The 26381-nt window shown below is 59.0% G+C and carries 24 protein-coding genes; 9 read left to right on the forward strand and 15 right to left on the reverse strand.

What is annotated here, in order from left to right; translation table 11 throughout:
• Positions 1 to 87: 87 nt before the first annotated feature.
• Both QA646_RS11315 and QA646_RS11320 read left to right on the forward strand, forming a co-directional pair.
• Entirely contained in the window at positions 88 to 1809 is a 1722-nt protein-coding gene (locus tag QA646_RS11315) for a phosphoethanolamine--lipid A transferase (protein WP_349254251.1), read from the forward strand.
• A gap of 482 nt (positions 1810 to 2291) precedes the next feature.
• Complete coding sequence (locus QA646_RS11320; RefSeq protein WP_283058844.1) at positions 2292 to 3332, forward strand: LLM class flavin-dependent oxidoreductase; 1041 nt, start codon at positions 2292 to 2294, stop codon at positions 3330 to 3332.
• 38 nt (positions 3333 to 3370) lie between these two features.
• Here QA646_RS11320 and msrB read toward each other — a convergent pair whose 3' ends face one another.
• On the reverse strand, positions 3371 to 3859 hold the full coding sequence (msrB, locus tag QA646_RS11325) for a peptide-methionine (R)-S-oxide reductase MsrB (RefSeq protein WP_283055556.1): 489 nt from the start codon (positions 3857 to 3859) through the stop codon (positions 3371 to 3373).
• A 200-nt stretch (positions 3860 to 4059) separates the two neighbouring features.
• On the opposite strand from msrB, the gene QA646_RS11330 reads away from it, so the two are divergent.
• The 3 genes from QA646_RS11330 to QA646_RS11340 all read left to right on the forward strand — a co-directional run bounded on the left by QA646_RS11330 (position 4060) and on the right by QA646_RS11340 (position 5698).
• Positions 4060 to 4815 (forward strand): COG4280 domain-containing protein, encoded by a 756-nt coding sequence (locus QA646_RS11330; protein ID WP_283055557.1) that lies wholly within the window; start codon positions 4060 to 4062, stop codon positions 4813 to 4815.
• Positions 4812 to 5018 (forward strand): hypothetical protein, encoded by a 207-nt coding sequence (locus QA646_RS11335; protein WP_283055558.1) that lies wholly within the window; start codon positions 4812 to 4814, stop codon positions 5016 to 5018. Before QA646_RS11330 ends, QA646_RS11335 begins: the two co-directional genes overlap by 4 nt.
• Positions 5019 to 5116: 98 nt before the next feature.
• Entirely contained in the window at positions 5117 to 5698 is a 582-nt protein-coding gene (locus QA646_RS11340; protein WP_283055559.1) for a histidine phosphatase family protein, read from the forward strand.
• On the opposite strand, the gene QA646_RS11345 is transcribed toward QA646_RS11340, so the two are convergent.
• Complete coding sequence (locus QA646_RS11345; RefSeq protein WP_283055560.1) at positions 5673 to 7100, reverse strand: PLP-dependent aminotransferase family protein; 1428 nt, start codon at positions 7098 to 7100, stop codon at positions 5673 to 5675. The two genes, QA646_RS11340 and QA646_RS11345, sit on opposite strands and share 26 nt — an antisense overlap.
• Positions 7101 to 7194: 94 nt before the next feature.
• Here QA646_RS11345 and QA646_RS11350 point away from each other — a divergent pair, with 94 nt between their 5' ends.
• From QA646_RS11350 to QA646_RS11365, 4 genes are all read left to right on the forward strand, one after another.
• Positions 7195 to 7878: a pyridoxamine 5'-phosphate oxidase family protein gene (locus tag QA646_RS11350; RefSeq protein ID WP_283055561.1), complete on the forward strand. Its 684-nt coding sequence runs from the start codon at positions 7195 to 7197 to the stop codon at positions 7876 to 7878.
• A 26-nt stretch (positions 7879 to 7904) separates the two neighbouring features.
• Positions 7905 to 8567, forward strand: coding sequence for a GNAT family protein (locus QA646_RS11355; protein ID WP_283055562.1), 663 nt, complete (start codon positions 7905 to 7907; stop codon positions 8565 to 8567).
• A gap of 250 nt (positions 8568 to 8817) precedes the next feature.
• Positions 8818 to 9819 (forward strand): sterol desaturase family protein, encoded by a 1002-nt coding sequence (locus tag QA646_RS11360; RefSeq protein WP_283055563.1) that lies wholly within the window; start codon positions 8818 to 8820, stop codon positions 9817 to 9819.
• A gap of 230 nt (positions 9820 to 10049) precedes the next feature.
• Positions 10050 to 13373 (forward strand): thiamine pyrophosphate-dependent enzyme, encoded by a 3324-nt coding sequence (locus QA646_RS11365; RefSeq protein WP_283055564.1) that lies wholly within the window; start codon positions 10050 to 10052, stop codon positions 13371 to 13373.
• An 89-nt stretch (positions 13374 to 13462) separates the two neighbouring features.
• Here QA646_RS11365 and QA646_RS11370 read toward each other — a convergent pair whose 3' ends face one another.
• The 13 genes from QA646_RS11370 to QA646_RS11430 form a co-directional block, all read right to left on the reverse strand.
• Positions 13463 to 14308, reverse strand: a complete 846-nt coding sequence (locus QA646_RS11370) for an aspartyl/asparaginyl beta-hydroxylase domain-containing protein (protein ID WP_283055565.1) — start codon at positions 14306 to 14308, stop codon at positions 13463 to 13465.
• A 359-nt stretch (positions 14309 to 14667) separates the two neighbouring features.
• The gene (gene crcB / locus QA646_RS11375) at positions 14668 to 15057 is read right to left on the reverse strand and encodes a fluoride efflux transporter CrcB (RefSeq protein ID WP_283055566.1); all 390 of its coding nucleotides are present in this window, start codon (positions 15055 to 15057) and stop codon (positions 14668 to 14670) included.
• A 394-nt stretch (positions 15058 to 15451) separates the two neighbouring features.
• Positions 15452 to 16276, reverse strand: coding sequence for a class I SAM-dependent methyltransferase (locus tag QA646_RS11380; RefSeq protein ID WP_283055567.1), 825 nt, complete (start codon positions 16274 to 16276; stop codon positions 15452 to 15454).
• Positions 16277 to 16402: 126 nt separating this feature from the next.
• Positions 16403 to 17503, reverse strand: a complete 1101-nt coding sequence (locus QA646_RS11385; protein WP_283055568.1) for a helix-turn-helix transcriptional regulator — start codon at positions 17501 to 17503, stop codon at positions 16403 to 16405.
• 295 nt (positions 17504 to 17798) lie between these two features.
• A complete protein-coding gene (locus QA646_RS11390; RefSeq protein ID WP_283055569.1) occupies positions 17799 to 18842 on the reverse strand; it encodes a Gfo/Idh/MocA family oxidoreductase in 1044 nt (347 codons plus the stop codon).
• A gap of 8 nt (positions 18843 to 18850) precedes the next feature.
• Positions 18851 to 19636: a ThuA domain-containing protein gene (locus tag QA646_RS11395; RefSeq protein ID WP_283055570.1), complete on the reverse strand. Its 786-nt coding sequence runs from the start codon at positions 19634 to 19636 to the stop codon at positions 18851 to 18853.
• Between the two features lie 201 nt (positions 19637 to 19837).
• Positions 19838 to 20179 carry an SMR family transporter gene (locus tag QA646_RS11400; RefSeq protein WP_283055571.1) on the reverse strand — a complete coding sequence of 114 codons (342 nt, stop codon included), beginning with the start codon at positions 20177 to 20179 and terminating at the stop codon, positions 19838 to 19840.
• Between the two features lie 121 nt (positions 20180 to 20300).
• A complete protein-coding gene (locus QA646_RS11405) occupies positions 20301 to 20864 on the reverse strand; it encodes a TetR/AcrR family transcriptional regulator (RefSeq protein WP_283055572.1) in 564 nt (187 codons plus the stop codon).
• Positions 20865 to 20946: 82 nt separating this feature from the next.
• The gene (gene ugpC, locus QA646_RS11410) at positions 20947 to 22047 is read right to left on the reverse strand and encodes a sn-glycerol-3-phosphate ABC transporter ATP-binding protein UgpC (RefSeq protein ID WP_283055573.1); all 1101 of its coding nucleotides are present in this window, start codon (positions 22045 to 22047) and stop codon (positions 20947 to 20949) included.
• 53 nt (positions 22048 to 22100) lie between these two features.
• Complete coding sequence (locus QA646_RS11415) at positions 22101 to 22985, reverse strand: carbohydrate ABC transporter permease (protein WP_283055574.1); 885 nt, start codon at positions 22983 to 22985, stop codon at positions 22101 to 22103.
• Between the two features lies 1 nt (position 22986).
• Positions 22987 to 23889: a sugar ABC transporter permease gene (locus QA646_RS11420; RefSeq protein WP_283055575.1), complete on the reverse strand. Its 903-nt coding sequence runs from the start codon at positions 23887 to 23889 to the stop codon at positions 22987 to 22989.
• A gap of 72 nt (positions 23890 to 23961) precedes the next feature.
• The gene (locus QA646_RS11425; protein WP_283055576.1) at positions 23962 to 25230 is read right to left on the reverse strand and encodes an extracellular solute-binding protein; all 1269 of its coding nucleotides are present in this window, start codon (positions 25228 to 25230) and stop codon (positions 23962 to 23964) included.
• Between the two features lie 248 nt (positions 25231 to 25478).
• Entirely contained in the window at positions 25479 to 26372 is an 894-nt protein-coding gene (locus QA646_RS11430) for a sugar phosphate isomerase/epimerase (RefSeq protein ID WP_283055577.1), read from the reverse strand.
• Positions 26373 to 26381: the final 9 nt, after the last annotated feature.

A 26381-nucleotide genomic window follows, 5' to 3' on the forward strand; every position in this document is an offset into this window, starting at 1 on the left:
CAGTAGTGCACAAACGAATATCGTTCAGGTAAATGTCAGCAATGGCGGGCAGGTTCCCGCGCTTTAAAATGGTCGAAGTCGCGCCCTATGCGCTGCGGTTTACGGTTTCCGACCGCTCTGCGGGAAACGCTTTGGAGAAAAACATTGAACGATAAAAACACGCAGCCTGGCCGACAAAGCGTCCGGCCAGCAATCGGCAGCGTCACTCTTTGCCTTTTAACCACGATTTATATCCTTCTTGTGACGAACCAGACGTTTTGGACCAAGGCTTATGGCTATTTCGTCGCGGAACCGACCGCCTTTGCCGCCTTCGCCATTGGCATCTCCGCGGCCATCATGGCGCTCTTTACGTTTTTCTCCGCCAAATACGTCACCAAGCCGGTCCTGATTTTCTTTGTTCTCGTGGCGGCGGTGTCCTCCTGGTTCAACGATCAGTTCGGGGTCATCATCGACAAGGAGATGATCCGCAATGCGGCGGTATCGACGGGTGCGGAGGCCGGTCACCTGATTACGCTGCGTTTCGCAACGCATGTGCTGCTGACGGGCGTTCTACCCTCTCTGGTGATTGCATGGGTGCGCATTGCACATCGTCCGATCCTCAAGAAGCTTGCCTATAATACCGCCGTCATCCTCTCCTGCCTCGCCGTCTTCGTGGTTGCAGGCACCAGCTTCTACAAGACGTTCGCCGGTGTCGGCCGCGCGCACCCCGATCTCGTGGACACGCTCAATCCGGTCATGCCGATCACCAGCGCCGTGCGTTACGCCATCAACTCGCGAAAGGATTCAAGCATCGTCGCACAGCCCCTGGGCACGGATGCTCACAAGGTTGGCACGACCGACAATGGCAAGCCGCGCGTGACCATCATCGTCGCCGGTGAAACCGCGCGAGCTCAAAACTTTTCGCTCGGCGGCTATGGCAAGATGACCAATCCGGAGCTGGCGAAACAGAATGTAGTCTATTTCCCCAAGACCAGCAGTTGCGGGACGGCGACGGCAACTTCGATCCCTTGCCTGTTCTCCGTTTATACACGGGAGCAATATACCCACCTGAAGGGCCTCGAAACGCAGAACCTGCTTGACGTGCTGACCCATGCCAAAGTCGATGTCACTTGGCTCGATAATGATACCGGCAGCTATCACGTCACCGACCGCGTCCCCTACACCTATCTGCCGACATCGGCTGATCCCCGCTTCTGCAAGGATGGCGAATGCCTGGATGCGATCCTAGTGGACAAGGTCGATAATTGGCTGGACCATATCAAAGGCGATAGCGTTCTCGTGCTGCACCAGCTCGGCAGTCACGGCCCTGCCTACTACCAGCGCTATCCCGATGAGTTCCGCCGCTTCACGCCCGATTGCCGCGCCAATGATTTCGGCAGTTGCACCCCGGAAGAAATCACCAACGCCTATGACAATACGATCCTCTATACGGACCATATCGTTTCGGCGGTGATCGATAAATTGAAGCAGCGCTCAAACTCGCTGTCCGGCGCAGTCGTGTATTTCTCCGATCATGGCGAGTCGCTTGGCGAGAACGGGATCTACCTGCATGGTACGCCCTATCTCATCGCCCCGTCGGAACAGACCCATGTGCCGTTCCTGGTCTGGCTGGCCGACGATCTGGCGAGGACGGGCGGCTATGACATGACCTGCTTGGCAAAGCATGCCGCTGACGGCACCTATTCTCACGACAATATCTTCCACAGCGTCCTCGGTCTGATGGATGTTGCGACGAAGGTTTATGACCCCAGCCTGGATGTGTTCGCCGGATGCCGCCGTCCGCCGAACAAGCTGGCTCAATTGAATTGATGGCTGTCAGCCTCGAACTCGATCTGCGATCTCGCCAAGCGGAGACCGCAGATCGTCCCACACCGTTCAAAGCCGCGCCGGCTGACGCACCGCCGCCATTCTCCTCGCGCAGCTTCATGCGAAGCGTGCCTTTGATTACGAGAAACAATTCGTCTTCTTCTTCGTGATGATGCCAATGAAAGGCGCCTTCGAGTTTGATCTGAAAGTCGTTGATGTCGCCGCCAATGTGCGGGATCCAGGGCTCGCTGAAACCCGCAAAAGCTTTCGTGAGATTGACCTTCTTCAGCTCTGACATGCGCTTCCTCCTTCTTCCTCCAGCGATCGGATGCACACCCAAGCGCAAAGTCCCGGCAATTTAGGGGCACGACCACAGCCATATCGAATTCTTCGAAGGAAACCTCCGAAACTTTGCGGGTGGTTCACCTGCGGGAACGCGGGTAAATGCCCACGACGCAATCGCGATAGGCGACGGAAACATCATGATGGCAAATACTGTCGAATTCGGGCTCGATACGTTCGGCGACGTGACCCAAGACGAAAACGGGACTCCGGAATCTCACGCACAGGTCATCCGCAATGTGATCGACGAAGGCGTGCTTGCGGACCAGCTTGGGATCGACTTCTTCGGCATCGGCGAGCATCATCGTGAGGATTTCGCCGTCTCATCGCCGGAAACAGTGCTTGCCGCCATTGCCGGCCGCACGTCGCGCATCCACCTCGGCTCGGCGGTGACGGTCCTGAGTTCCGATGATCCCATCCGCGTCTTCCAGCGCTTTTCCAGCCTGGACGCCGCCTCGAGCGGACGCGCCGAAGTGATCCTCGGCCGCGGTTCCTTCACAGAATCTTTCCCGCTCTTCGGCTTCGAGCTGTCGCAATATGAAAAGCTGTTCGAGGAAAAGCTCGATCTCTTCGCGGCCCTACTTTCCAACGAGCCGGTCACCTGGAAGGGAACGACCCGCCCGCCGCTCAGCAATCAGCGCGTCTTCCCGACGATCGAGAAGGGTCATCTGAAAACATGGATCGGCGTTGGCGGCAGTCCGGCTTCAGTCGTCCGCGCCGCGCAATATGATCTGCCGCTGATGTTGGCAATCATCGGCGGCAGCCCCTATCGCTTTCAGCCCTATATCGATCTCTATCACAGGGCATTCGCGCAATTGGGCCGCCCTGTTCAGCCGATCGGCATCCATTCTCCAGGCTATATGGCCGATACCGACGATCAGGCTCGCGAAGAACTCTGGCCGAGCTACAAGGCGATGCGCGACCGTATCGGCCGCGAGCGCGGCTGGCCACCGATGACGCGCGACGAATTCGAAAGCGAGATCGAAAGCGGCTCACTCTATGTCGGCTCTCCCGAAACGGTCGCCGCCAAGCTCGCGCCGGTCATCAGGACGCTGGGCATCAGCCGCTTTCAATTGAAATACAGCGCCGGCACGCTCAGCCATGGCAAATTGATGCACTGCATCGAGCTTTACGGCAAGAAGGTGATCCCCGCAGTACGGGCGGCGATAAACGGCAACGCCTGAGAGCCAGCTTTTCAGTCAAAGGGCTCCGCTTTCGGCGATCAAGCCGAAATCGCATGGAATGTCATGGCGATGCCATTCATGCAGTAGCGCAGACCTGTCGGCTTTGGCCCGTCGGGAAAGACATGGCCGAGATGGCCGCCGCAGCGGCTGCAATGCACCGCGGTACGCATCGTGCCGAAGGAATGATCCTCTGTCGTGCCGACCGCACCGTTGATCGGCGCCCAAAAGCTAGGCCAGCCGGTGCCGCTGTCAAACTTCGTGCTCGAAGAGAAAATATCCTGCTGGCAGCCGGCACAGGCGAAGTTGCCCTTGCGCTCTTCGTGCAGCAACGGGCTGGAAAACGGATATTCCGTCCCCTCTTCGCGCAGTACGGAATATTGCTCCGGCGTCAGCAGCTCGCGCCATTCTTCGTCGGTATGGGTAACGGGGAATTTCCCGGCTGCAATGGCCGGGCCCGATGCCGAACCAAATCGGGCCGCAACCGCCCCGAGGCCGGCAGCGATGAGGAGAAGTCGTCTGGTCAACATTCCTGGAACCTCCCATGAAAGGGACGATCACCGTCCCGTAAATATACGGCTTTGACGCGGATTTTGTTACATATCTGAGCGGGAAGCACCGAAACGTGATTATGAATCCGGCTTTCGGCCGATCTTACCTGAAAAATTCGAGTGGCTTTCGGATAAGATCATGCAAAATCAATAGCTATCCGTTACCCAGGATTCATTGCATGAACGGTCTCACACCCATCCTTTCCACCATAACGGCGTCCTTCCTCGGTTCCTTCGTTGAAGTCGTGGAAGCCTTCACCATCGTCCTTGCCGTCGGCATCACGCGGAGTTGGCGTCCGGCGCTGACGGGTGGCGCCCTCGCGCTTGCGGTGCTTGCTGCCCTCGTTCTGATCTTCGGGCCGCTGCTGGCGCTGGTGCCGATCGCTACACTGCAATTCGTCGTCGGCGTTCTCCTGATCCTTTTCGGCATGCGCTGGCTGCGAAAGGCCATTCTCCGTTCGCTCGGCGTCATAGCCCTGCACGACGAGGAAGCGGCCTTCTCCAAGGAAACCGCGGTGCTTCGGCAGCAGTCCGGAAACCGGCGCGCCGACTATCTCGCCGGCCTCGCCTCCTTCAAAGCGGTACTATTGGAAGGCGTCGAGGTGGTCTTCATCGTCATCGCTGTTGGCGGCGCCCATGGCCTGATGCTCTATGCCGGTCTCGGCGCCCTCGCCGCCTTCATCCTGGTCATGCTGATCGGCCTGCTGGTGCATCGCCCGCTTGCCATGGTGCCGGAAAATACGCTCAAATTCGTAGTCGGGCTGATGTTGACCAGCTTCGGCATCTTCTGGACCGGCGAAGGCATCGGCGCGGATTGGCCCGGCGCCGATCTTGCGCTTATCGCCATCTTCGCAATCGTTGCCCTGGCGTCCTTCGCCATCATCCGTAGCCTGCGCGACTCCGTCGGCAAATCCACAGCAAAGGCAGCCCAATGAACGTTATTCGTATCCTTATATCCGAGCTCATCGGTATGTTTATCGACGACGGCAGTCTAGCGGCTTTTTCGCTGATACTGGTGATCGCCGTCGCCGGCGCAGTCAAGCTTCTTGCCCTGCCGCCGCTGATCGGCGGTCTTCTTCTGCTGCTCGGCTGCCTTGCTATTCTGGTGCATAGCGTCCGCCGCGCTGTCAAACGATGAGTTGAATACCCTCCCGAAGCGCCGACATACTCCCTCGACAGAGCATCTCGCGGATGCGAAGAATTGCGGGAGCTTCAGCGCGATCGAGAGGCGTTCAGATGAGCAGCGCGTATCCGGAAATCTACCTGGTTCGGCACGGACAGACGGAATGGAGCCTGTCCGGCCGGCATACGGGGCGAACCGACATCCCCCTCACCGCCGCCGGTGAAGAGGCCGCCCGCAAAGTCGCAGGCCGCCTGCCCGCCATGGATTTCGCCGCCGTCTGGTCGAGCCCGTCCCAGCGAGCCAAAACCACCAGCACACTGGCAGGCTTCGGCGAGGCGCGTGTCGTCAAGGACGATCTGGCGGAGTGGAATTATGGCGCCTATGAAGGCGTCACCACCAAGGAAATCCTGGATCAGCGTCCCAGCTGGCAACTCTTTCGCGACGGCTGCCCTGGTGGCGAGACCGCAACCGATGTCGGCGCGAGAGCCGACCGGATCATCAGCGAGCTTCGGGAGGTGAACGGCAATGTGCTGATCTTCTCCAGCGCGCATTTCTTGAGGGTCTTCGCCGCCCGCTGGCTCGGCCTCCCGCCGCAAAGCGGAGCGCATTTCGTGCTCGACACCACCAGCATCAGTATTCTCGGTTATGAACACGATTTGAGCGAACCGGTCATCCGCCACTGGAACCAGGTTTGATCAGCCTCGCGATCTTTGCCGCCGCAGCGTCCGCCGCCTCAGGCGCCATGCGTGCTATGCCGAACAGCAGCCCGGGCCGCGGAGGGCCAAGATGCAGTGCGGACATGGGGCGAAGCGCGAAGCCCTGAGCATTGATCCGCTGGACGGCCGCTCGATCATCGGCGCCAGCCTCCCGAAACCAGGTGGCCAGTTGCAGCCCGCCGGTGCCCTCGCCGATCTCGAGCCGATCTCCGCAATGACGGCGCAATGCGGAAACGGCCGCCGCCATCCGCGCAGCATAGACGGCATTCATGTGTCTCAGATGCGCACGAAAACGGCCTTCGCGGATGAAATCGGCGAGCGCCGCCTGGATGTGGATCGGCACGACAGCCCCTCTCAGCCGCTGCGCAGCCGCGGCCTCGGAGACAAGCCAGGACGGCACGACTGCGTATGCGACGCGCAGGCCGGGGGCGAGCGTCTTCGAGAAAGTGCCGAGGTAAGCAACCACTTCGCCGCGATCGATGCCCTGCAGCGCGGCGATCGGGCGGGAAGCATACTGGAACTCGCTGTCATAATCGTCTTCCAGCACCACCGATCCATTGGCGCGGGCGAATTCCAGCAGTGCCAGACGGCGCGGCAGGCTCATCGTCACGCCGGTCGGATATTGATGCGAGGGCGTGACATAGATCAGCCGTGGCGTCGGACCGGCGGCTCTGCCGACATCGATGCCCGCCTGATCGCACGGCACCGGCACGAGATCCGCACGCGCCATCCGCAGCAATGCCTGCGCCGTTGCATAACCCGGCTCTTCCATCCAGGCGACCTTCCCATCCGGGCGGTCGGGCCGCAACAGGACACGCGCCAGCAGATCGATGGCGGCTGCGGTAGAGGGAACGATGAGAACTTGTTCCGGGCGAGCGATCACGCCGCGCGTGGCAGAAATATGGTCGAGTATGGCCTCACGCAGCTCGCGAATGCCGCTGTGAGCGCCATAGCCGAGATCGTGGACCCGCAGCGAACGGCCGCGGGCGCCGAGACATCGCGCCCAGGCAGCGTGCGGAAAGGTAGCGACATCCGGCACGCCCGGCTCGAACAGACCGCCCGCGGCACCCTCGACCACCGGCATCGGACTGAGCGGCGTGGATGCAGCTTGCCCCTGCAGAGGCGGTGTCGTGAATGCGGCGACGCGGGTCGCAGCACCCGTCGTCGATTGCAGATAGCCCTCCGCTTTCAGCCGCTCATAGGCATTGACCACAGTGGAGCGCGCGACGCCGAGCGAAATTGCCAGCATTCGCGTCGACGGCAGTCGTTGTCCCGGCGGCATTTGCCCCTGGAGAATGCGATCGCGCATCACGCGATACACTTGGCCCTCCAAGTCGCCTGCCACCCGATCGAGCGCCGGCCATTGTGCAACGGGTGCCATGATATCTCCAATTGGTCTGCAAGAAATAGAAAAACTGGCCGTTTATAACCTACCTCTTTGGCGGCATAGATCAATTGATACCGATGAGGAAACCATGGCCGATCTTTACCCGCCACAGACAGACGACTATCCGACCACCGAACGCTCGCGCGTACGGCGCTCACCCAACCGCGGCAGTCATGCTCGCGCCGATGTCCATGCCATTCTGGACGCATCGCCCCTCTGCCATGTCGGCTATGTCATCAACGGCGCGCCCTATGTGACGCCGACGCTGCATTGGCGCGAAGGCGACTATGTCTATTGGCACGGTTCGGCGGCGAGCCGCTTTCTGCGTGCGGCTGAGGATATGCCTGTCTGCCTCACCTGCAGCCTCATGGATGGTTATGTTCTTGCCCGTTCCGCCTTCAACCATTCGGTCAACTATCGCTCTGCCATGGTTTTTGGCACGGCCCGCCTTGTGGAAGATGTCGAGGAAAAGGCCGATGCACTCCGCCGCTTCATCGAAAATCTATTTCCCGACCGCTGGGACAGCCTGCGGCCGATGACCCGCCAGGAGGTGAAAGCGACATCGGTCCTGAGGATGGAAATCGACGAGGCGACGGCCAAGGTCCGCAACGGCCCGCCGGGCGATAGCGACGAGGCGGATTTTCCCGTCTGGGCAGGCGTCCTGCCGGTGCGAAGCCATCTGGCCCCGGCGGAAGCAGCGCCCGGATTGCCGGATGGGATAGAGCTACCCGAACCGCTCGCGGCACTGATACAATCGGGCCGGATTCGATAGATTATTTGAGACCAAAGGACTTCGACATGGACCTCGCGAATTGGAATGGCGTGCCGCGCCCGGAACGGATCACCCTGGAAGGCCGCTACGTCCGGCTGGAGCCGCTCGACGCGGCACTCCATGGCGCCGATCTCTATGCTTCGGCGCAAGCGCCCGGAGCCGATGATCGCTTCCGCTATCTGTTCGAGGATGCACCGGCCAATCTCGCCGCCTTCACGCCCTGGCTCGAAAAGGCCGCCGCCAGCGCCGATCCGCTGTTCTTTGCCACGATCGACAAACGGACCGGCAAGGCCGAAGGCCGCCAAGCGCTGATGCGCATCGATCCCGTGCATGGCGTCATCGAGATCGGCAGCATCCTCTGGGGACCGGCGATCGCCCGCACCCGCGTTACCACCGAAACACTCTATCTCTTCGCCTCCTACGTCTTCGATACGCTCGGCTATCGCCGTTTCGAGTGGAAATGCCACAATCTCAACGAGCCGTCGAAGCGCGCTGCAGAACGTTTCGGCTTCACCTTCGAAGGCATTTTCCGCCAGCACATGGTCGCCAAAGGCAGGAATCGCGATACCGCCTGGTTCGCCATGATCGATGCCGACTGGCCGCGCCTGAAGGCCGGTTACGAGCGCTGGCTGTCCCCCGAGAATTTCGACGAGGCCGGACAGCAGAAAAGCAAGCTGACGTTCGCGTAGAAACGAGGCTTATCGACCTTGCATAGGGGACACAACCATGTGTTCCCACCAAACCATTCGGAATGCGCCTCGTTTCGTCTCGACGACCTCCGCAATCGGCGGCCCGTGCCATCGCCCATAACACGGCGAAATACAAAGCGCTTCGACTTCGGATAAAAATTTCTCTTTCTCGCCCACAATCATCGCGGTACATATCGCGCATATTTTACGCGCCAACCCACCTGATTGATTAGAATCCGAGGATAATGGCATGACATTTCAAAACAGTTCGCGTCTCTACGCTGCTGTTTCATCCTTCTTGTGGCCGGTGATCTTTTGTGCCGGACTGACGGGTGCCTATTTTGCGTTTCAGTCTCATATGCAGCTCCTTTGGTTCAACGTCGTCTATCTCTCCATCGTGGCGACGATTGCGCTTTTCGAGCGGCTTATGCCCTACGAGGAGGCCTGGCTGGAGCGTGACGGCGAGACGTTTAGCGATGTCGCACACACGCTTTTGAGCAAAGGCAGCGTGCAGATCGCGGCAGCCATCGGCACGTCGTTTCCGATGGCGGTGGCGACCGTGGCGCAACCTTTTCTAAGCCACCAGGCACATATCTGGCCGGAACAATGGCCGATGGCTTTGCAGGTCGTGCTGGGGTTGATCATCGCCGAATTCGGCCTCTATGTCGCCCATCGCCTCGCGCATGAGTACCTGTCGCTTTGGCGTTTCCATGCCCTGCATCACAGCGTCGAGCGGCTGTGGGTCATCAATACCGGGCGTTTCCACATCATCGATTCGCTGTTCAAGATCGCGCTCGGCCAGATCCCGCTCTATCTCCTCGGCGCACCGCTGCCGGTTTTCCTGTGGATTGGCGCGGTGACGGCGTTTATCGGTCTCCTGACCCATTGCAACATTGACGTGCGCACCGGCCCGCTCGACTGGATCCTCTCGACACCGCGCCTGCACCGCTGGCATCACTCTAAGCTGCTTTCCGAGGGCAATACCAATTACGGCGAGAACCTCGTGATCTGGGACCAGATCCTGGGCACTTACTATAACCCCCCGCGTCCCTCCTCCACCGACATCGGCATCAGCGGCAAGGTCGCCAAAGGTTTCCTTGCCCAGCTCGCGCAGCCCTTCTCCACCACGGGGCGCAGGCAAATCATTGGGAAAAAGCCGAAAGAGTTGCTGGCAAAGGAGGCGCTGGCAGCTAGGAAGGCCTCTCTTCGCGACGAAACCGAAGAGCCGATCCGCAAACGAGCTGAGGGATGACGAACAGCATCCGCTGGTTGGCATCGCGCGTGTGCCACGGCGAATAGTGCCAGGATGCATGGATTTTTTATCGAAGCCGGCGCCGCCAAAATCGAAGATGCAACCAATGCTCGGAAACCTATTTCAAACCGAGAAGATATTGTCATTTAACGTGTATTGAAAAAGATACCCCACGGGGTTACCTATCCGACGCAAATTGATGGTCATGACAGATTAGGAAAATCATTGAAATGGAAGGGAGATTTACCCCAGATCATCTCAAGCAACTTCATAGAATATTTTTCGCATCTCGTGAAATAGACCGGCTTGAACGAGAATTCATCAAGCAAGGCATAGCACATTTTCACGTTTCTGGTGCCGGACATGAGTCGACGGCGCTGCTCAACGAATTCCTCCATGAAGACGACTGGTTGCATCTGCATTATCGCGACAAGGCCTTGATGCTGGCGCGCGGCATGCCCATTCGTGAGTTTTTCTCCAGTCTTCTCGCCACAGCCAATTCCCATTCCGCCGGAAGGCAGATGAGCGCGCATCTTTCCTCCCGCGCTCTCAACATTACCTCGATCGTCGGCCCCGTCGGCAACAACGCGCTGCATGCTGTCGGCGTCGGCGCCGCGCTGAAACACAAGTCCGGCATGCCGATCGCCATTTGCTGCCTCGGTGACGGCACCACGCAGCAGGGCGAATTCGTCGAAGCCGTGGCCGAGGCCGTGCGCAGCCAATATCCTGTCGTCTTCGTCGTCGAAGACAATAGTTTCTCGATCTCGACGCGGACCACCAAGCAAACCTTCTTCGATCTGCCGACCGGACCCGCGTCGTCCTTCTACGGCCTCGATATCATCCGTGCCGATGGTGCCGATCTGCAGGCGTCGCGCGAAGCGTTCCGCAAAGCTGTCCGCCACAGCCGCAACAACCGCACGCCAAGCCTCGTGGTTCTCAATGTCGAGCGCCTGTCCGACCATACCAATGCCGACGATCAGAAAACCTATCGCACTCTGGAAGAGATCGAGACCGGCTCCGTCCGCGATCCGCTCGTCAATTTGCGCGCTGCCCTGCTGGAAGCAGGTGTCGACGCTGCCGCGCTGGAACAGATCGAGAGGGAACTGACCGCCGAGGTGCAAGCGGAAGCAGCTCTTGCCCGCAAGGAAGATGCGCCGCATGTCGAGCCGGAAGCGAAAGCGCCCTACCCGGCTTCTTTCGACAAGGCCACGGAATATCGCGGCGGCAAGAGCGCGACCACGCTGACCATGCGCGAGGCGCTGAACGGCGTACTCGACAAGCAGCTTGCCGACAATCCCGATGTCGTCCTTTTCGGCCAGGACATCGAAGACCCCAAGGGCGATGTCTTCGGCGTCACCCGCGGCCTCAGCACGAAATATCCCGAACGGGTGCACAATGCGGCGCTCAGCGAATCCACCATTGTCGGCACCGCCGTTGGTCGGGCGCTTGCCGGCCAGCGTCCGGTCGCCTTCCTGCAATTCGCCGACTTCCTGCCGCTCGCCTATAACCAGATCGTCTCGGAGATGGGCAGCATGTTCTGGCGCACTCAAGGCGCCTGGGAATCACCCGTCATCCTCATGGTGAGCTGCGGCGGCTATAAGCCGGGCCTCGGGCCGTTCCACGCGCAGAGCTTCGAGAGCATGCTGGCGCACACGCCCGGTATCGACGTCGTCATGCCCTCCAGCGCCGGCGATGCCGCTGGCCTGCTCAATGCGGCCTTCGAGTCACACCGTCCGACCGTCTTCCTCTACCCCAAGGCCGTGCTCAACAATTCCGACGGCCGCACATCCACCGATCTCGACAGGCATTTCGTCCGACCCGGCCTCTCGCGCTACGTCGCTCGCGGCCGCGACCTGACGCTGGTCACCTATGGCAATACCGTTTCGCTCTGCGCTAAGGCGGCAAGCGCCTTCGAAGCCCAGGGATTTTCGGTTGAAGTCATCGACCTTCGCTCGATCTCGCCCTGGGACGAAAAGGAAGTGCTTGCGAGCGCCAAGCGCACCAGGCGCCTGATCGTCGTGCATGAAGACAATCGCACGGTCGGCATGGGCGCCGAAATCGTCGCGACCGTGACCGAAAAGACCGACGTACCTGTCATCGTCCGCCGGCTCGCCCGCTCGGATGCGCATGTTCCCTTCAATTTCCGCAATCAGTTGGAAACACTGCCCTCCTACAGCAAGCTGGTCGATCTGATGGCCGAGGTTCTCGAATGCGAGGTCACCTGGCATGAAGAGGACAAGACAGGTCCGACCGCAGCCATCAAGGCCATCGGCTCCGGCCCTGCCGATGAAAGCGTGCTGGTGACCGATATGCTGGTCAAGCCTGGAGATACGATCGAAGTCGGCCAGCTCGTCGCCGTGGTGGAGGCGACCAAAGCCTCGGTCGAAATCTGCGCCAATATCGGCGGCGTCGTTCAGGAGGTTTTCGCCAAGATCGGCGATCAGATCGCCACTGACAGCGCGCTTTTGACCGTCGATGCCGACCGTGACCTCAGCGAACGCAATTTCGCACTCGCCTCGGAAGCCCATAACAAATTCGTGCTGCGCCGGCTGAAATCCCATTCGATCCCTGCGCTACGCCGTCATTCCGGCAACTTCTCCGAAATCGCCGTCAGTGGCATGGGTTTTGCGACCGGCGCCCGCCGCGTCAGCAATGAAGACATCATCCACAATTGGCCGAACCGGCGTGCCGAGGAAATCTTTGCGCTGACAGGCATCAAGAGCCGCTTCTGGATCGGCCCCGACGAAGGCACGTTGAGCCTCGCGACCAAGGCTGTCCGCGATCTCCTGCGCCAGACCAATATGACGATCCACGATATGGACCTCGTCATCGCCGCCACCGGCACGCCCGATATCGCCACTCCGTCGCTGGCAAGCCGTGTTGCTGTTGCCGTTGCCGAAGACGGCGTGCGGCCATCGCTTGCCGCCTATGACATGGGAGCCGCCTGCTCTGGCTATCTCTATGCCCTGCAGCAGGCCTACGACTTCATCGCTCAACAGAACGACGCCAAGGTGCTGATCGTCACCTCCGAAGTGCTGTCGCCACTGCTCGACATGAGCGATTTCTCGACGGCCATCCTGTTCGGCGATGCCGCAACGGCCTGTCTGGTGACCAGCCGCGACATGGCGCGCAATCCGCTGTTTGCGGCGAGTCGTCCCGTCATCAGCGGCCGTCCGGAGCCGGGCGACCTCCTCTACGTGCCGCTGCCCGAAGAAGGCGTGATTTCAATGAACGGCCGCTCGGTCTTCACCGAAGCCGTGCATTCTATGTCGCGCTCGATCGAGGACGCTTGCGTCGATGCCGGACTAGAGCTCGCCAATCTCGATCTCCTGGTGCCGCATCAGGCCAACCAGCGCATCATCGACACCATTGCCAAGCGCAGCGGCAGGCCGGCGCTCAGCGTCATCGAGACCTATGGCAACACCAGTTCCTCAAGCATCCCGCTCGCTATGATGCACGTCGCCAATGAACATCCCGAGCCGCTCAACCTCGGCCTCGTCGCCTTCGGCGGCGGCATGACGTCGGGCGCAGCCATCGTGCGCACGATCAAATAGCTGTAGAGGGCTTCCAACAGGCCAAAACAAAACCCCGGAATCCGCAGAGGATTCCGGGGTTTTTCCTAAGATCCACAGGCTGATATGCCTTATGCCTTTGGACGATTTCTCAGCGCTTCGGCTTCGGCATAAAACTTCTTTTCCCATTCCTTGTGATTGTCGAGGCCTTCGCGGATGAAGGGCGTGAAGATCGCCAGGTTCATCAGCGCCCAATTGACCAGGCGGGCCGGGAATTTCAGCGGCTTGACGAAATCGACGAAAAGCACGACGCGGGTCTTGTCGGTGTGGTTCCAGGCCTCATGCTCATAGGCATCGTCGAAAATCAGCGCCTTGCCTTCCTGCCAGTGGCAGACCTGCCTGTCGACGCGGATGGCAAGCTGATCGTTCGGCTCCGGCACGATAAGGCCCACATGCAGTCGCAGCACGCCGTTATAGGGGCCACGATGAGCCGGAAGGTGCTTGCCTGGCTCGAAGATCGAGAACATCGCCGTTTTCAGGCCAGGAATTTTCTGCACGGCCGCCCAGGTGTTCGGGCAGGCTTTGATGTTCTGTTCCGACTTCACGCCGAAGCCGAGAAGGAAGAAGGTCTTCCAGCGGCTATCCGTCGAAATCGTCTTCACATCGGTGGAGATATCCTGGAAGGTCGGCAGCTCGCTCTGCCGCAGCAACACCTTTTCCAGTTCGGCGCGGATCGTGGGATAGTCCTTCTCGATCTCGGCCGCCCAGGGAAAGGTTGCATTGTCGTAGACCGGCGGATTGCCGAGCTTGGCATATTTCAGATTGAGACCTTCGGCCCAGGCGACGATACCCATGAAAAAGCGCGTCATAGCGCTGGGGCGATCCATCGGCGCGATGCCGGTCGTGCCGAAGGTTTGTTCCGGAGCACGCTGTCCGGTGGTTGTGGGAGCTGGTGCGCTCAAAATGCTCTCCGTCATGTCTGTCTGATAAGGGCTGTATTGGGGGAGGAAATCTTGTCTTAGGAGAAATTGCGTGGAAATCTTGGAGGGCGACAGTTCGGCAATTCGGGTGCTTGCCTGGCCCATCCCCTGATCGGCGCGCGACTCCTCTGTTATGCAATGATCATAATAGGCGATTATATGAGTTCGTTGGTCGAATTTCGCAAGGGGAACCGTTCATGAGAGCGGCGCCTCGTCGTGCGATGAAATCCCAACGAATTTCCCGAAATGCTGCGCCGCGGAATCGGCAAAAATACGGCCGGCAACAATGCTTTTTGCCGCAGGCAGCTTCACATTTTCGATAGCCGCGCGTCATCGACAGCATGCAGAGCCGATAGCTATGCCAATTGGTTTTGTCCGAGCAGCCGGATGATCATGAGCCCGGCGACCAATGCGCCCAATGACAAAAAGACGGAAAGCGCGACATAGATCAATGAGGTCGCCCATTGGCCCCGCTCCCAGAGAGCGATGGTATCCAATGAGAAGGTCGAGAATGTCGTAAAGCCGCCAAGAACGCCTGTAGTCAGAAACAGCCGCAGTTCCTGCGACAGACCACTGCGGAGCACGAAATATTCCGTTAACAGACCCATGACCAATGAGCCGACGATATTGACTGCGACCGTCCCAAAGGGAAAGCCGAGTCCAAACAAACGCAGCGCGGCCTGATTGACACCGAGACGAAAGGCGCCGCCCAATCCAGCGCCAAGGAAGACGATTAGATAATTCATAAAACTCCCCGGGTAAAAATTAGACACGATATCTGTTTTTTGGAACCGCGATCGACATCATCGCCCCATCACGATGATCCGTTTGAGGATGCTGCGAAGTTGCTGAAAACGATGGAAAAACAAGGATGCGGACATCAATTCGCCTCTCCCGGAAGACCAGCGGCGAATCTTTCGAGGAAAATGATCGTTGAACAAGAAAGGGGTAACAACAGAATTGCAGACATGGCTCTACTCCTTCGCCCCATCGGGCGTATCGAGTAGGAGTCATTAGCGTCCCTGGAAATTCAGAGCAGCGGTTCGGCCACCATGGCCCGGCAGAATCCATTGCCGTTGGATTTTCCATATAGACAGGCGAACGCCCCTGTCAATCCGGACACAGCAGGCTTGGCTTTCATCACTCGGCCTTGGCAACCATTTCGATCGGTGCAACCAGCCCGCTTCCGACTGCCGTGCTGATATTGCCCATCCGCTCCGCCGCTCTCGGCCCCATCAGCGCGCCGAGACTCAGTCCCTGCCAGCTGTTTGCCGCACTTGCACGCATTTCCTGCGCCATCCGGATTGCCAGGGCGCTACGGTCCTGCTCGAACTCCACCGTGAAGCCTGCCTTTTTGAGCAGCTGGCGATAGGTCATTGGGCTGCACACGAAACTTGTCTCCGGCGTCATTGCCCACGGCATCGGATAGGGCAAAGCGCCGTCGCGGACCTGCATGATCTCGTAGAGACCGAACCGGCCGCCACGCTTCAGCACCCGCCGTACTTCGGCAAACAATCTCGCCTTGTCCTCGATGTTCATGCCGACATGGATCAACGTGGCGCGGTCGAAGCTTTCATCTGCCACAGGCAGCGCCAGCGCACTTCCTTGATGGAAGGACACTTGCATGGCCATGCCGCAGCGCGCCGTCAGGTCATTGGCGACATTGACGAACTCGTCAGTCAGATCGACACCGGTGACGATACAGCCATAGGCGCTGGCGATATAGCGCGCGGAGCCGCCAAGCCCCGATCCGATGTCGATGAGCCGCATGCCGTCGAGCAGATCGAGATCTTTTGCAAACTCCACCGTGGCCTCGCGCCGTCCGAGATGGAACTCATCGACACCGGCGAGATCGTCGGTGCTGAGATGACCTATATCCTTGCCGTTGGCCGTGAGCGCGCCAAGGATCGTCGCCCCCAGCGATCCATGCGTATAGTGGCTAGCAACCTTTTCTTCGGTGGACATGACCCCTTCTCCTATGACCTCGCATTCACACGATCATGGAAGAATGCTGCTCCCCTGCCCCCGCTCCGTCAAGCGGTTGCAATAACGGAGTATGAGAGCACATCACTGCGCAGTCCCAGTGCCGTCTCAGGCCATCCTAATCCCTGCCAGCAGCAGGGAGAGTTCGGGTTGCCGGTTCGTGTCGGTCTTGCGATAGATCGACTTCAGATGGGCGCGGGCCGTCTGATAGCTGACGGTACGCTGAGCGGCGATGTCGTGCAGGGTCATGCCCTGGGCGAGCAGCAGGGCGATTTCCGCCTCGGCGCGGGTCAATCCAAAAAGCTTGGTCAGCGTTGCCGGGCGCTGGCGGACTTTTTCCTCCGGATCCTCGATGGTCGCAAAGGCGCAGGAATGGCAGAAGATATCCTGCATGTCGCTATCGAGACGCTGCATGCGAACGATCAGCGGCCGCCTGCCTTTGCGGCTGAGCAGCAGGATGTCGGGCTCCCCTGTCGTCAGCAGATTTTCCTCGCCCAATATGGCCTTGAGCTGCCGGTCGAAAGCGTTTGCGTCCTCCTTGCGGACCGGCCGCATTTGCCCCTGGCTGATTTGCAGATCGGGGCCGAGCAATCGGCGCATCTTCTCGTTGACGGTGGTCACAAGACCCATCCGATCGAAAAACACGCAGGCGACATTGGCCATCTCGAAGGCGGTCGCCATGCCCTTCACTTCACTTGCGGATATGTCGCGCATAATTCTCGCCGTGATCATAAGTTTCTGACGTATGCGGTGCAAATGTCTTGCTTCGTCTCGGCTATAGGGACCGTCCTCGATCCGCCTTTGCAAGGCAAATCCCAGGAGGTCGTCGTCGGACGAAAAACCTATTATTGCCGACCAACGCAGGCCAAAACGTTCTTGTGCGCGGTAGAAATCGAGTGTCTTGAACTCGTCTTCACCCGCAAAATCCTGCTCGAGCATCACGCCCGCTTGCCGCATCATCGGTACGTGACGCCTGCGAAAATCCTGCCTGTACCATTCTTCCGCGAAATAATTCTCCATCGCGGGAGCAAGGCTTTCCGTGACGATGAAGGTGTCAAGCAACCGACCCGCGATCGGCGCGATGTTAGCGCCGTAGGATCCGGTTGCCACCGCGACCTTCTCCAGCACGATCGGCCACAGCGCCGGATCCAGCGCAGCGCCGAAAAATCCGTCCGTTGCCCGGTCGAGCGCATGGAGATCGAACCGCATAGTCCCCTCACCTCGGCCTCATCGGCCGATCCAAGCACTTCGCATAATACCCAAAAGTATTCTGCGCGAATCAGTTTATTGATACGAATTTTAAATAATACAAGAAACATTTTTGGTATTAGCGATATTTTATAGAATATGTTAAATATACACAGTATCTAATATATATGAAATCTTCAACGATATCATCGCGTTACCAAAAGTAGCAAAATATGCGTACAAATTCTACTGTTTCCAAAAGAAACGGCCACCTGAAGGCGGCCGCGTCAATGTCGGAGACAATGCAAAGGCGCCATCAAACCTTCAGTTCGCGTCTCTCCACTTCCGTGACCATCGCAAGATCGAGCACCCGCTGCAGGTTGGCGGCATGGCGGAAGGTCGGGTCCTGGTGGCTGCCGGTCATGACGGCCTCAGCAAAGCGCTGATAGTTGGTCGGCACAGGCGGAACTTCGAGAACCTTCCATGTCGCCGTTTCCGTATCGTCGCCGAGGCAAGCCCGCAGTTCGGAGCCAGCCGGACTGTGGGAAATCTCCAGCCCACCGCGCTCGCCATAGATACGCAGCTTCAGCTCGTTAAGATGACCCGTGGCCCAGCGGCTCGCATGCACGACACCGAGCGCGCCGTTGGCGAAATCGACCGTCATCGAGAAGCTGTCGTTGGCATCGAGCGTATATTCGCCGATGCGCTCGTCCGGCGCCTTGTTGAAGGTCTTCAGCCGGGCGAAGACATGGTCGATATCCGTCGCCGCGCCATAGGCGGCGAAATCGAGGATATGGATGCCGATATCGCCGAGCACGCCGTTCGAACCGTGACCGGTCGATAGCCGCCACAACCACTTGGATTCGCTGCGCCAATCGCCCCAGGCCCTTGAGACGAGCCAGCTCTGCAGGTAGGACGCCTCCACATGTTTCACTGTGCCGATCTCACCCGATATCACCATTTCGCGTGCCTTCTGCAGCGGCGCGACATTGCGATAGGTCAGGTTGACCATGTTGACGACGCCGGCGCGTTCGGCTGCCTCCGTCATTTCCAGCGCCTTGTCGTAATTCTCCGCAAGCGGCTTCTCGCAGAGCACGTGCTTGCCGGCGGCAAGCAGCGGCAAGGTGGTCGGATGGTGCGCCAGGTCCGGCGTAACATTCGTCGCCGCGTCGAACTCGCCCCAAGCGAGCGCTTCATCCAGCGACGAAAAGCGTTTCTTGATATCGAACATATCGGTGAAGGCCGTGAGCCTTGTCGCATCCGTATCCACGGCGCCCACGACCTCGACACCTGGAATACGGGCGAAATGCTCCACATGGTTCTTTGCCATGCCGCCCGTGCCAACAACTATGAGACGCATATTGTACCTCAGCGATAACCGGCTTCGCCGGCCTGGTGGAGTTTCGGGCCGCGCTCGACGATCGGCTCTAGCGCCTTTTCGACTGGGACATTCGGCGCATCGTGGATACTTGCTTGCGTGCCGAGCGGATTGTGCGCCCACTTGACGGCGTTGATCAGCACCTTCTGCACGGTCTCATTGTGATAGGTCGGATAGGTTTCGTGGCCGGGGCGGAAATAGAAGATATTGCCCGCACCGCGGCGCCATGTCATGCCCGAGCGGAAAACTTCGCCGCCCTGGAACCAGGAAATGAACACCGTTTCCAGCGGCTCGGGAACGGAGAACTGCTCGCCATACATTTCCTCGTTTTCCAGCTCGAAATGCTCGCCAAGACCGGCGGCGATCGGATGGCGGGGATTGATGACCCAAAGGCGCTCACGTTCGCCCGCCTCGCGCCACTTCAACGCGCAGGGCGTGCCCATCAGCCGCTTGAAGATTTTCGAGAAATGGCCGGAATGCAGCACGAGCAGGCCCATGCCTTCCCAGACGCGCTTGGCGACGCGCTCGACGATTTCGTCCTTAACCGCGCCGTGGTCCTTATGACCCCACCAAACCAGGACATCCGTGTCCTTCAGCCGTGCCTCGCTCAGGCCATGCTCGGGCTCCTGCAGCGTCGCCGTCGTCGCCTCTATGCCGGCATCGGCGTTCAGCGCTTTGGCAATCGTCGTGTGCATCCCTTCGGGGTAGATTTCGGCGACGACCCTGTTGATTTGCTCATGAATATTCTCCCCCCAAACGACTGTGCGAATGGTCATTCCCGTGCTCCTCTAAAACACATTTGAGTGAATGGTTTGCCGATCCAAAGCGCTTTGAGAAATAGCCGCTCACGTCTCCTGTCGGCCTCCTGAGCAAGACATAGCCGCTCGTTGGCGATTTGACAAAGCCAAAATCGCCGCAACCGAAAACGTTTTCGGTCACATGTTATAAACCGTGAATGTCAGGTGTGTAGCGCGGCTCTAATGCGACACGGATTTCGAAAAAAGGTTGACCACGAGCACGCCGGCGATGATCAACAGCAGCCCGATGACGGCCGCGAGATCCAGCTTCTGCCGAAAAAACACCAAGCCGACGGCGGAGATCAGCACGATGCCGAGCGCGCTCCAGATGGCATAGGCGATGCCGACGGGGATGACACGCAGCGTCAGCGACAGGAAATAGAAGGCGGCGACGTAGCAGAGCACAAGCACGATCGAGGGACCGAGGCGGGTAAACTGCTGTGACATCTGCAAAGCCGTCGTGCCGATCACCTCCAGCACAATCGCCACCAGCAGCATCGCGTAGACAGATGCATTCGCCATTTACGGTCTTCCCTTGATTTCAAAAACAGTTCAGCGTTTCACGGAATCGCTGAACCGTTCTATCCTTTTGTTTTTACGCATTCCGGACGGAAAACCGCTGCGCAATTTTCCTGGAAGTGCTCTAAAGCTGTGTGAGTTCGATCAGCCGGTCGACCAGCTTCTCGCGGGCGCTCTCGTCCATCTCATGGCTGCCAAGCAGGTCGGCAAGCCAGATCCCGTCGGTCGCCAAGCGCACGATCGCGGCATCCGCCGACGAGTCCGTGCCGACATATTCTTCGCTGCGCTCGCGCACCCAATCGCGCCAGCGTTGCCGCAACTGCGGTTCGCTGAGCAGCACCATCGTCACCTGCGCCCAATCCCTCGTTTCCTGCGGCTGATCGCGAAGCGCGAGGCAGGCACGAAGATAGCCGCGCGTAAAACGCCCGTGCGGCATAGGATCGGCGCGCATCGCCTCTTCGATTGCCCCGTCCAGGCGTTCGAGCAGACTGTCGAACAACGCCTCCAGAAGCGTATTCTTGTTGGGAAAATGGTGCAGCAGCCCGCCCTTGCTGACCCCGGAAGCGCCGGAAACGGCATCCAGCGTCACCGCGGTCATCCCCTTTTCCGAGGCCAGCCGTGCTGCAACCTCCAGCAACTGCTGGCGGACGAGCAAAGGCTGCTTCTTTCTGTGGTGTGCATCGGACATATCGACATAACATACCAATTAGACGGTTTCGTCAATGGCAGGTTTGACGCCCCGCGCCGGCCGCAGCGATTATTTTCGGTTCCTAGTGCGTTCCTTCGATCGCGGAGTGATGGGCCACGTCGTTCTGGTCGAAGATCGTCAGCTTGGCGCTGTTGACGGTAAAGGCGATCGGCGCCCCCGTGGCGACGGCGGTCATGCCCGGATCGGTCCCGATGATCTTCGAGCCGTCCTTTAGCCTGACATGGACGAGCGAGCGGTCGCCCAATCTCTCCACCGTCTCGACGGTGCCGGCAATGTCGCCCTTCTCCGCCGTCGTGACCACCAGATATTCCGGCCGGATGCCGAGCGTCAGTTCGGACCGCGTGATACCATTCAGCGGAACAGACGTCTTAATGATCGATCCATCGGGCAAGGTCGCCGCCGCAAAGCCGCCGGCTTCGCCCACATCGGCGACATTGACGAAGTTCATGCCAGGAGAGCCGATGAACTGGGCGACATAGCGCGTTGCCGGACGCGTATATATCTCCACTGGTGTCGCCACCTGTTCGATCTTCTTGTTGTTCAGCAATACGATCCGGTCGGCAAGCGTCATCGCCTCCACCTGGTCGTGGGTGACGAAGACCATCGTTGCGCCAAGTCGTTCATGCAATTGAGCGAGCTCGACACGGGTGCGGGTGCGCAGACCGGCATCGAGATTGGACAGCGGCTCGTCGAACAGGAAAACCTCGGGTTCGCGCACGATGGCGCGCCCGATGGCGACACGTTGGCGCTGGCCGCCGGAGAGTTCGGAAGGCCGGCGGTCGAGCAGATGCGGCATTTCCAGTATCTTGGCGGCGGCATCGATGCGCTTGGCGATCTCAGCCTTCGGCGTCTTGATGTTCCTGAGGCCGAACGACATGTTGTCACGAACCGTCATGTGCGGATAAAGCGCATAGGACTGGAACACCATCGACACGCCGCGCTCGCCAGGCGGAAGCTGGTCGACGCGCTTGCCCCCGATCCAAATCTCGCCGCTCGTAATCGACTCGAGCCCGGCAATCATCCGCAGCAAAGTGGACTTGCCGCAGCCGGACCCGCCGAGGAACACGACAAACTCTCCACGCTCAATCGTCAGGTCTATGTCGTTGAGAACCTGCACCGCACCGAAATGCTTGGTGAGGGATTTGATGTTGATACCTGCCACTTTTTCCTCCTCCGGGAGAATTGAACTTCGTCAGACCTGCCTTTTCCCTCGGTCTATTTGACGGCACCAACGGCCACGCCACGCGTCAACGTGCGCTGGAAAATCAGGAAGAAGATCACCGTCGGCGTGACGCCGAGCAACGACGCCGCCGCAATCGCGGTCGGGTCCTGCGTATTGGCGCCCGACAATACGCCCATGGCGACGGAGACCGTCTGGTTATTGTTGGAGACCAGGAAAACCAGGGGAATCAGGAATTCGTTCCAGGTCCAGATGAAGAAGAAGGTTGCGAGCACCGCGAGCGTCGGCCGCAGCACCGGCACGATCACCTTCCAAAGAATTTGCCATCGGCTCGCATTGTCGAGCTGCGCCGCCTCGATGATCTCGCGCGGGAACGTCGTCAGGACCGATGACAGAAGATAAGTGCCGAACGCGGTGTGCAAGACGCCGAAGATCAGGATGACGGCGAGCATAGAGTCGAACAGGCCCACCTGCTTCGCCATATAGTAGAGCGGATAAACCAAAGCCTCCTGCGGGGCCATGATGGAAATCAGCAAGATCACCAGCAATGCTTTTCCGCCGCGGACGCGCCCGATGCCGATCGCATAGGCATTGAGCAGACTGAGGACCACGGCCAAGATAGCCGTGCATCCGCTGATCAGAATGCTATTGAAGAGCTTGCGGGTGAAATCGACAGTCGCCCAGAAGTTCTTGAGTGCCGTCAGGTCGAAACTATGCGGCAAGGCAAGCGGACCATTGGCCCCATAGTCTACCGGCGTCTTGATGGCGTTCAAAGCCGCCAGCAAGAACGGAAAGAGCGTGGCGGCGAGAAGCACGAGCAGGATAGTCAGGACGATCCAGCGGGCAAAGCCCTTCTTCTGGCCATGATGCACATGCATGTCCGATGCAACTTCAGTCGAAAGCGAAGCCGTGGTCGTCATGTCAGCGCCCTCCCTCTTGTTTCGACTGCATGCGCAGGAAGACGATGCCGAGCACGATCGTCATCGCTGTCTGCAAGGTCGCGATCGCCGCTGCGTAACCGACGCGGTTTGTCGTGAAGAAATGATAGTAGGACAGATAGGACGGCACCGTCGTCGCATTGTCGGGGCCGCCGGACGTCAGAACGTAGATGGGCGCGAAGACCTTGAGGGCCGCAATCAGCGTCGTCAGCGCGACAACAAAAATCTCCGGCATGAGCATGGGGATGGTAATGTAGCGGAAACGCCCGAACCAGCTCGCATTGTCGAGTTCTGCTGCCTCATAGAGCGAAGGATCGACGCGCGCCAATCCGGACATGAATACGACGAGGCAATAGCCGACCTGCACCCAGACGATAACGGCAGAAACGGCCAAGAGCGCAAAGCTTGCGTCCCCCAGCCAGTTCTTCGCCAGGAAATCGAGGCCAATTCCTTTCAGCACCGCGTTGATGATACCCACCGGGTTGAGGATCCAGGCCCAGAGAACACCGGCGGCTGTCAATGGCAAAATTTGCGGCAGATAGAAGCCAGCGCGAAAGAAACTCGACCACATTTCGCTGAACTGCGCACTGATATAGTCGAACAGAACCGCCGCCAGAACCAATCCAAGCAGAATGGGCACGATCGTCATCGAAATGATGAACAGAACCGTGTGCTGGATCGAGCTCCAGAATACCGTATCGGCGAGCAGCCTCTGGTAGTTCTCAAGTCCGACATAGCGCGGTGCAATGTTTCCGCCTTTCCAGGTGGTAAAACTGATCGCGAAGTTGGCGATCAATGGAACGAGCACCACCAGGATAAATCCCAGCATGCCTGGGACTATATAAAGATAGTACCCTGCTCTCCCGGCGTTCTGCGACTTCTCCATCGAATTCCTCCAGTTCGATACGGCGAGGCGGCCTTGAAGCCGTCCCGCCGCCGTGAATTGCCGCCGATGGTGTTATTGAGCCGCCTGCACGTCGTCGTAGGCCTTCTTCAGGCGCGCGACGAACTGATCGGGCGTCGTGGAGCCGTTCACCAGACCGGTGGTCGCCTGGATGAGAAGCTCGTAGTAGCCCGGCACCGGCCAATCCGGATAGAAGCCGAGGCCGCCCTTGCCGGAGATCTGGTTGAAAAGCTCGACGTTGCGCTTGCCGACTTCGTCGGTGACCGTGGCCGGATCGGCGGCGATGGCAACGCCACCGAGATTGGCCTGCAGGTTCTGGTTTTCCTTGCTCAAGACGAGATCAATGAACTCGTAGGAGAGATCCTTGTTCTTGGAGCCCTTGGGCACCATGAACAGGTTGCCGGTCGAACCCGTGCTGTACTTCGGGGTCGGGAAGATGAACTGGCTCCACTTGAAGTTCTTGATCGAACTCGCGAAGTTACCATTGTTCCAGGTACCGCTGACGAACATCGGAGCCTTGCCCGACGAGAAGAGATTGTCGGCGCCGCCGGTGCCCTTCAGGCCCGTCGAGTCCTTCGAAATGTAGCCCTTGCTCACCCAGTCAGCGATTTTCTGCGCGGCGAACAGGAAGGGTTTGGTATCAAGCGGCGCCTTGAGTCCCTGATAATTCTTGACCCAGGTGTCGTCAGCCTGCGTCAGCGCCAGCGTATAGAGCAGGTGCTGTGCGTTGGAATCGACCGTACCGTAGGCTAGCGGCGTAATGCCCTTCTTCTTGAAAGTGTCCAGCGCAGCTTCGAACTCGTCCAGCGTGGTCGGCACTTTCACGCCGTTGGCCTGGAACATGTCGATATTATAGAAAACCGAAACGAATTCGCCATAAACGGGAATACCAATAATCGGACCGGAACCATAGATGCCGTTTGCATCGTATTTGCTGAGCTGGGTATTGGTTTCATTAAGAATCTTGTCCCAGCCCCGCGCCTTGAATTGATCATCGAGCGACGTCAACAGGCCTTGCGAGGCGACGAGACCCGCCGTGGCATTGCCCTTATTATATTCCAGGACATCGGGCGCCTGATCCGAATTGAGGATGAGGCTGCCTGCCTTCTGCAATTGCTCGAATGTCTTCTGTTCGAAATTGATCGTGACGTCCGGATGCTTGGCTTTCAGTTCTTCGAGCGCCTTGGTCCATGCCTTGGCCTGTGAAGTATCCGGCAGTTCGAACCACCAGACGTTAAATGTCTTGCTCTGGGCTTGCGCCACGCCGGCAGCCAACAGGAGCGACATGCCGGCCGAGATAGCCAGCTTCGAAAACATGTTCATATATTCTCCTCCACTTTGCGAACCGTGACGGTACCCGCCCGACGGCATGGCTCGCGATGCCTATCGGCGTTTCCTCTTGGCTTTATGTCTGTCCGCCATCCTGAGCCCGGCAAACAGTCTTTTGACTTCGCTACGCTCCTCCGTTTCGACGCCCGGGCTGGGCTGGAGCGTTATAGAGAGCCGCTCCAGCTTCCCGAATGAGCGCACAACCCCTCCCCTAAATCGATCCAGATTCAGGCTGCTGCGCGCTACTCGACGAATTCGCCGCCGCGACTCTTCTTGAGATAGTTCAGGCCATGGATCTGGCCAGTCATTTCCAGCTCATCGCGATAGACCGGATCATGCCAGCCTTCGATGTCGATCGAGCCGGACCAGCCGGCAAGACGCAATTCGGAGATGATATCAGTCCAATTGCTGTCGCCGAAGCCTGGCGTGCGCATGAAGACGAACTTCTCCTTGCCGAAAATGCCGTGTTCCCTGATGACATCCCAGCGGATAGTCGCATCCTTACCATGGACGTGGAAGATCTTCTTCGCCCATTTGCGGATCTGCGGCAGCGGCTCGATCAGATAGACCATCTGATGGCACGGCTCCCATTCCAGGCCGAGATTGTCGTCCGGGGTCTCGTTGAACATCAGCTCCCAGGCATCGGGGTTATGCGCGATGTTCCAGTCGCCGGTCGCCCAGTTGCCGTCCATGGCGCAATTCTCGAAAGCAATCTTAATGCCCTTGTCGGCGGCGCGCTTGGCAAGCTCGCTCCAGACCTGCTTGTAGCGCGGCAGGCTGTCGGTGAGCGGCTTGTTGCGGACGCGGCCGGTAAAGCCGGCAACGCAGGTTGCGCCGAAATGATGGGCGTTGTCGATGCAATCCTTCCAGCCCTGCAGCGTCTGCTGATCGAGATCCGTGCTTTCGAGCGGATTGCCGAACATGCCGAGTGTCGAGATCGTAATATCGCGATTGCCGATGGCATCGAGGCAGCGTTTGCCGAGTTCGGCAAGGTTCTGCCCGTTGGTCGTCTGCCAGAAGAAGGGTTCGAAGCTTTCGAAGCCGAGATCGGCGATCTTGGCAATGCCCGCGGCGGCATCTTCGTTGGTCGCCCTGATCATCGTGCCGATGCGGATGGCCTTTACCGGATTTGTCATGATCTCACT

Origin of the sequence: Rhizobium sp. CB3090 (assembly GCF_029714285.1) — a bacterium.
Taxonomy (GTDB): domain Bacteria; phylum Pseudomonadota; class Alphaproteobacteria; order Rhizobiales; family Rhizobiaceae; genus Rhizobium.

Coding starts and splice junctions, on each gene's coding strand:
- QA646_RS11330 (WP_283055557.1), top strand. CDS start 4,060: ATGAACGGTCTCACACCCATCCTTTCCACCATAACGGCGTCCTTCCTC.
- QA646_RS11385 (WP_283055568.1), bottom strand. CDS start 17,503: ATGCGGTTCGATCTCCATGCGCTCGACCGGGCAACGGACGGATTTTTC.
- QA646_RS11345 (WP_283055560.1), bottom strand. CDS start 7,100: ATGGCACCCGTTGCACAATGGCCGGCGCTCGATCGGGTGGCAGGCGAC.
- QA646_RS11395 (WP_283055570.1), bottom strand. CDS start 19,636: ATGACCATTCGCACAGTCGTTTGGGGGGAGAATATTCATGAGCAAATC.
- QA646_RS11370 (WP_283055565.1), bottom strand. CDS start 14,308: ATGACGGAGAGCATTTTGAGCGCACCAGCTCCCACAACCACCGGACAG.
- QA646_RS11405 (WP_283055572.1), bottom strand. CDS start 20,864: ATGTCCGATGCACACCACAGAAAGAAGCAGCCTTTGCTCGTCCGCCAG.
- QA646_RS11380 (WP_283055567.1), bottom strand. CDS start 16,276: ATGTCCACCGAAGAAAAGGTTGCTAGCCACTATACGCATGGATCGCTG.
- QA646_RS11425 (WP_283055576.1), bottom strand. CDS start 25,230: ATGAACATGTTTTCGAAGCTGGCTATCTCGGCCGGCATGTCGCTCCTG.
- QA646_RS11360 (WP_283055563.1), top strand. CDS start 8,818: ATGACATTTCAAAACAGTTCGCGTCTCTACGCTGCTGTTTCATCCTTC.
- QA646_RS11415 (WP_283055574.1), bottom strand. CDS start 22,985: ATGACGACCACGGCTTCGCTTTCGACTGAAGTTGCATCGGACATGCAT.
- QA646_RS11340 (WP_283055559.1), top strand. CDS start 5,117: ATGAGCAGCGCGTATCCGGAAATCTACCTGGTTCGGCACGGACAGACG.
- QA646_RS11350 (WP_283055561.1), top strand. CDS start 7,195: ATGGCCGATCTTTACCCGCCACAGACAGACGACTATCCGACCACCGAA.
- QA646_RS11315 (WP_349254251.1), top strand. CDS start 88: ATGCGCTGCGGTTTACGGTTTCCGACCGCTCTGCGGGAAACGCTTTGG.
- QA646_RS11390 (WP_283055569.1), bottom strand. CDS start 18,842: ATGCGTCTCATAGTTGTTGGCACGGGCGGCATGGCAAAGAACCATGTG.
- QA646_RS11365 (WP_283055564.1), top strand. CDS start 10,050: ATGGAAGGGAGATTTACCCCAGATCATCTCAAGCAACTTCATAGAATA.
- QA646_RS11400 (WP_283055571.1), bottom strand. CDS start 20,179: ATGGCGAATGCATCTGTCTACGCGATGCTGCTGGTGGCGATTGTGCTG.
- QA646_RS11430 (WP_283055577.1), bottom strand. CDS start 26,372: ATGACAAATCCGGTAAAGGCCATCCGCATCGGCACGATGATCAGGGCG.
- crcB (WP_283055566.1), bottom strand. CDS start 15,057: ATGAATTATCTAATCGTCTTCCTTGGCGCTGGATTGGGCGGCGCCTTT.
- msrB (WP_283055556.1), bottom strand. CDS start 3,859: ATGTTGACCAGACGACTTCTCCTCATCGCTGCCGGCCTCGGGGCGGTT.
- QA646_RS11335 (WP_283055558.1), top strand. CDS start 4,812: ATGAACGTTATTCGTATCCTTATATCCGAGCTCATCGGTATGTTTATC.
- QA646_RS11320 (WP_283058844.1), top strand. CDS start 2,292: ATGGCAAATACTGTCGAATTCGGGCTCGATACGTTCGGCGACGTGACC.
- QA646_RS11355 (WP_283055562.1), top strand. CDS start 7,905: ATGGACCTCGCGAATTGGAATGGCGTGCCGCGCCCGGAACGGATCACC.
- QA646_RS11420 (WP_283055575.1), bottom strand. CDS start 23,889: ATGGAGAAGTCGCAGAACGCCGGGAGAGCAGGGTACTATCTTTATATA.